The sequence below is a fragment of the Actinomadura geliboluensis genome (assembly GCF_005889745.1).
Lineage (GTDB): Bacteria > Actinomycetota > Actinomycetes > Streptosporangiales > Streptosporangiaceae > Spirillospora > Spirillospora geliboluensis.
This window is the reverse complement of sequence record NZ_VCKZ01000565.1, coordinates 1-4,837: the sequence shown is the minus strand read 5'-3', so window position 1 is coordinate 4,837 and position 4,837 is coordinate 1. Positions and strand designations below refer to the sequence as shown.

Below are 4,837 nucleotides of genomic sequence, written 5' to 3'. Positions count from 1 at the left end.
CCCCCGCGACCGTCCGGGCGCCCGGCGGCGCCGCCACCGCGCGGGCCGTGGCCTGACCGGCCCGGCCCCCGAGACGAAACCACCTGTGCCGTGCCCGTTTCCCCTCCGCGTCCCCCCGTCGCCGCGCGCGCCGGGGCGCCGCCGCCCCGGCAGCACCGTCCCGCGCCGCCCCGCGGCGCTCCGCCACCTTCCCGCGACCAGGCCGGTCCATCCATGAACCCACCTGCCTTCCAGCGGGCCGTCGACACGCTCCGCGCGTTCCTCGACGGCCCCGCCGTCCGGCCGGAGCTCGACCTGGAGGACATGCCCGCCCCGCAGCGCCTCGCGCCCTACGCGGCGGCCATGTCCGGCAGCGTCTACCGCGACGACGACACCGAGGTCGCCACCGGGCGGCTCATCGTCCTGTACGACCCGGAGGGCAGATCCGGCTGGACGAACGGGTTCCGCGTCGTCGCCTACATCCGCGCCGACCTGGAGCCCGACATCGCCGCCGACGAGCTGATCGGCTCCGTCGCCTGGGACTGGCTGCTCGAGGCGCTGGAGCCCGCCGGGTACGCGAACGTGTCCGGGACGATCACCCGCGCGGTGTCGGAGAGCTTCGGCGACAAGCAGGGCGAGCCGTCCACCACCGAACTGGAGCTGCGCGCCTCGTGGTCGCCGACCGGCGACGACCTCGCCGGCCATGTCGCGGCATGGTGCGAGGTGATGTGCACCACGGCCGGGCTGCCGCCGTCCGGAGTCGCCGCGCTGCCCGACCGGCCCGGCGGCGGAGGGGGTTGACGGCGGGGCGGTCCAGGCGGTTGAAAGACGTACGGTAGGGGGCGTGAGCACAGCGTCCGGAATCGGATCCGGCATCGAGCAGGCGGCGGGGGAGAACACGGAAGCAGTGGGAGTGTCCGAAACGCGCGCCACCGGCCCCCAAGGGGAGTCCGGTGCGGAGGAGACGGCCGTAGATCAGCGGCCCGGGACCGTTCCCGAGCAGGCCGGGGCGGGGCGGGGCCTGCAGCGCACGGAGGACGACACCGGTCCCCCGGCCGTCCCCCTGCTGGAACCGCGCGAGGGCGTCCCGCCGGTGGTCGCGACGGCCGCCGGGCTCGAGCGCGTCATCGCGGCGTTCGCCGCGGGCACCGGTCCGGTGGCGGTCGACGCCGAGCGGGCCTCCGGCTACCGGTACGGGCAGCGCGCGTATCTGATCCAGCTGCGCCGCGCGGGCGCCGGCACGGCGCTGATCGACCCGATCGGCTGCCCCGACCTGTCCGGGCTCGACGCGGCGCTCGCCGACGCCGAGCTGGTGCTGCACGCCGCCAACCAGGACCTGCCGTGCCTGGCCGAGGTCGGGCTCGTCCCGCGCCGGCTGTTCGACACCGAGCTGGCCGGGCGGCTGCTCGGCTACCCGCGGGTCGGGCTCGGCTCCATGGTCGAGAACGTGCTCGGCTTCGTGCTGGAGAAGGGCTACTCGGCGGCCGACTGGTCCACCCGCCCCCTCCCCGAGGACTGGCTCCGCTACGCCGCGCTCGACGTCGAGCTGCTGGTCGAGCTGCGCGACGCCCTGCAGGAGGAGCTGACCGCCGCGGGCAAGCTGGAGTGGGCGCTGGAGGAGTTCGCCGCGATCCTCGCGACGCCGCCGAAGCCGCCGCGCCCCGACCCGTGGCGCCGCACGTCCGGCATCCACCGGGTGCGCAACCGGCGGGCGCTCGCCACCGTCCGCGAGGTGTGGACGGCCCGCGACAAGATCGCCCAGGAGCGCGACCTGTCCCCCGGCCGGGTGCTGCAGGACGCCGCGATCATCGAGCTGGCGCAGCAGGCGCCGAAGACCCCCGCCGAGCTGCAGGCCCTGCCGACCATGCGGGGGCGCGGCGCCCGCCGGCACCAGTCGGCGTGGCTGCGCGCCGTCGCCCGCGCCCGCGAGCTGCCGGACCGGGCGCTGCCGGAGTCGAACCTCCCCGGCGACGGGCCGCCGCCCGCGCACCGCTGGGCCGACCGCGACCCGGAGGCCGCCAAGCGGCTCACCGCCGCCCGCGCGGTCGTCGCCGCGCTCGCCGACGAGCACTCGATGCCGTCGGAGAACCTCGTCCAGCCGGACTCCATCCGGCGGCTGGCGTGGACACCGCCCGCGGAGTCGTCGCCGTCGGCGATCGGCGCCGCGCTCCGCGACCTCGGCGCCCGGAGCTGGCAGGTCGAGCTGACCGCCCAGCCGATCGCCAAGGCGTTCCTCCGGCTGGAGACCAAAGGAGAGCTCTGAGCCACACCCCCGGCCCCTTGCCGGGGGCGGGCGCGCGGGAGCAAACTGGCTTAGGTTAGCTTTGCCTAAAAGACCTGGGCCTTCCGGAGGAGCGCGGCGATGCTACTGGGCAACTTCCTCATCGGACTGCGCGAGGGGCTCGAGGCCGCACTGGTCGTGAGCATCCTGATCGCCTATCTGGTGAAGACCGGCAACCGCCGGGCCCTGCTCCCCGTGTGGGCGGGGATCGGCGCCGCCGTCGCGCTGGCGTTCGCCTTCGGCATCGCGCTGACCGCCGCGTCCTCGGAGATGCAGTTCAAGACGCAGGAGCTGTTCGGCGGCATCCTGTCGATCGTCGCGGTGGGGCTCGTCACCTGGATGGTCTTCTGGATGCGCAAGACCGCCCGGTTCATGAAGGCGGAGCTGGAGGGAAAGCTGGAGGGCGCGCTGGACATCGGGCCGCTCGCGCTCGCCGCCGTCGCGTTCCTCGCCGTGGGGCGCGAGGGCCTGGAGACCGCCCTGTTCCTGTGGACGAACATCTCCAACTCCTCCGAGGGCTCCACCCAGCCGATCATCGGCGCGGTGCTCGGCCTCGCCGTCGCGATCGCGCTCGGCTACCTGCTCTACCGCGGCGGCCTGAAGATCAACCTGCGGCGGTTCTTCACCTGGACGGGCGCCGCGCTCATCGTCGTCGCCGCGGGCGTGTTCGGCTACGGCTTCCACGACCTCCAGGAGGCCGAGGTCTTCCCCGGCCTGAACGCCGTCGCGCTGGAGCCGCACCTGTTCTTCGCCAAGTTCGGCACCGCGGGCGACTGGATGCAGACGGTGTTCCAGGGCGTCCTGAACGTCACCCCGCAGATCACCTGGCTGCAGCTGGTCATGTGGGCGGCGTACCTGGTCCCGGTGATGGCGCTGTTCCTGCGCAACCCGTCGACGCCGCGCCCGGCGCCCGCGGCGGCCACCGAGCCGGCGACGTCCTAGAGGTCGGGGAGCGGGTCGCGGGGCAGGCTGTCCCGGTCGAAGATCTCGGCGTCGGCCGCGTTCACGACCGGCACGTACTCGTCGTCGACCTCGAACACGGCGCCGGCGAACTCGAACGACGCGCCGGCGCCGGTCTCCACCGGCCCGATCCGGGTGCCGCGCGGGTAGCTGCCCCAGACCGTCCTCGGGGTGCTGCGGCTGAGCGGGCCGGTGCTGATCACGGCGACCTGGTCGTCGGTGACGACGAAGATGAACCCGGCGCCGCCGCCGTAGGCCATCGCGGGGAAGATGTAGCGGATCTCGCCGTCGATCCCGAGGAACTCCCGGCAGCGCTCACGGAGCGGACGTGTCACCGGCATGGCTGCGAGGCACCTCCCCCGGGGCGGAACACGGCGATGCCCCAATCATGCACCGGCCCGGCGCGGCGTGGCCAGAGTCAGACCGACGCGAGGGCGGCCGTCGGCGGCAGCCGCGCGGCCCGCACCGCCGGGTACAGCCCGGCGGCCGTGCCGATCACCAGCGTCGCGGCGAGCGCCCCGCCGAGCGCCCAGGCCGGCACGACGGGCGGCCACCCCTTCCACAGCGCGAACCCGGCGGTCACGGCCGCGCCGAGGACCGTCCCGGCCGCGCCGCCGGACACCGACAGCAGCAGCGACTCGGCGAGGAACTGGACGCGGACCTGCCCGCGGGTGGCGCCGAGGGAGCGGCGCAGCCCGATCTCGCGGCGCCGCTCCAGCACCGAGACCACCATCGTGTTCGCGACGCCGACCCCGCCGACCAGCAGCGCGACCGCGCCGAGCCCGAGCAGCAGCCCGGTGAACGCGCCGGTCGCCGCGGCCTTGGCCTCCAGCGCGTCCGAGGGGCGGCTGACCTGGACCTCCTCGGGGCGCTCGGGGTTGACCGTGCGGGCCAGCACGGCCCGGACGTCGTTCACCGACGCGTCCGTGGACCGCTCGTAGACCGTGGTCGGGTGCCCGTCGAAGGCCAGGTGGCGGCGGGCCGCGTCCCAGCCGACGAGTGCGGAGCGGTCGATCTCGGGGGCCAGCTCGGCGGGCCGCAGCACGCCGAGGACGGTGAACCAGCGGCCGCCGATCCACACCCGTCCGCCCGCCCGGTCCATGCCGAGGCGGCGCCCCGCCTCCGCGCCGAGCACGACGCCGGGGTAGCGGGCGGTGCCGGCGTTCAGCCAGGTCCCGCTCGCGGTCTCCGCGCCGAGCGTGCCGAGCAGCCCGGTCGTCGCGGCCTGCACGGCGATGCCCTGGGTGACCTCCGCCGGGATCTTGTCGGTCCGCCGGACGGTGGCGTCCACGGACCCGGTCGCGCCGACCGCCGTGACCGGGCCGATCCGCCGCACCATCTCCGGCGCCGACTCGGGGAGCTGCGCCTTGTCGCCGAACAGGGTGTCGCCGGGCTTGGCGGTGAGCAGGTTGGTGCCGAGCCGGTCGAGCCGCCGCAGCAGGTCCTCCTTGCCGGACGAGGAGATCCCGATGACCGCGACCATCGTCGCGATCCCGATCGCGACGCCGAGCGCGGACAGCACCGCCCGCGCCGGGCGGGCCCGCAGCCCGGCGAGGCCGAGGCGCAGCACGTCGCCGGGGCCGAGCCGCGCGGGCACGAGCGCCGCCCTCACCGCCC

5 protein-coding genes are annotated in these 4,837 nt (G+C 75.4%); 3 read left to right on the top strand and 2 right to left on the bottom strand.

The genetic code is table 11. The features are described from left to right. The first annotated feature begins 213 nt into the window (after window positions 1–213). The 3 genes from ETD96_RS41420 (at window position 214) to efeU (ending at window position 3,202) form a co-directional block, all read left to right on the top strand. A complete protein-coding gene (locus ETD96_RS41420) occupies window positions 214–780 on the top strand; it encodes a DUF3000 domain-containing protein (protein WP_138641947.1) in 567 nt (188 codons plus the stop codon). Window positions 781–1,000: 220 nt separating this feature from the next. Beyond that, on the top strand, window positions 1,001–2,242 hold the full coding sequence (locus ETD96_RS41415; protein WP_138641949.1) for an HRDC domain-containing protein: 1,242 nt from the start codon (window positions 1,001–1,003) through the stop codon (window positions 2,240–2,242). 99 nt (window positions 2,243–2,341) lie between these two features. Further along, entirely contained in the window at window positions 2,342–3,202 is an 861-nt protein-coding gene (gene efeU / locus ETD96_RS41410; protein ID WP_138641946.1) for an iron uptake transporter permease EfeU, read from the top strand. Here the strand turns inward: efeU and ETD96_RS41405 are convergent. Together ETD96_RS41405 and ETD96_RS41400 are read right to left on the bottom strand one after the other, a co-directional pair. Next, window positions 3,199–3,561, bottom strand: coding sequence for a hypothetical protein (locus tag ETD96_RS41405; protein ID WP_138641945.1), 363 nt, complete (start codon window positions 3,559–3,561; stop codon window positions 3,199–3,201). The genes efeU and ETD96_RS41405 overlap by 4 nt on opposite strands. Before the next feature lie 77 nt (window positions 3,562–3,638). After that, window positions 3,639–4,832 (bottom strand): ABC transporter permease, encoded by a 1,194-nt coding sequence (locus tag ETD96_RS41400; RefSeq protein WP_138641948.1) that lies wholly within the window; start codon window positions 4,830–4,832, stop codon window positions 3,639–3,641. Window positions 4,833–4,837: the final 5 nt, after the last annotated feature.

What these genes read in the sequence shown, in the direction of transcription:
- ETD96_RS41420 (WP_138641947.1), top strand. Translation starts at nt 214, where the DNA reads ATGAACCCACCTGCCTTCCAGCGGGCCGTCGACACGCTCCGCGCGTTC.
- ETD96_RS41405 (WP_138641945.1), bottom strand. Translation starts at nt 3,561, where the DNA reads ATGCCGGTGACACGTCCGCTCCGTGAGCGCTGCCGGGAGTTCCTCGGG.
- efeU (WP_138641946.1), top strand. Translation starts at nt 2,342, where the DNA reads ATGCTACTGGGCAACTTCCTCATCGGACTGCGCGAGGGGCTCGAGGCC.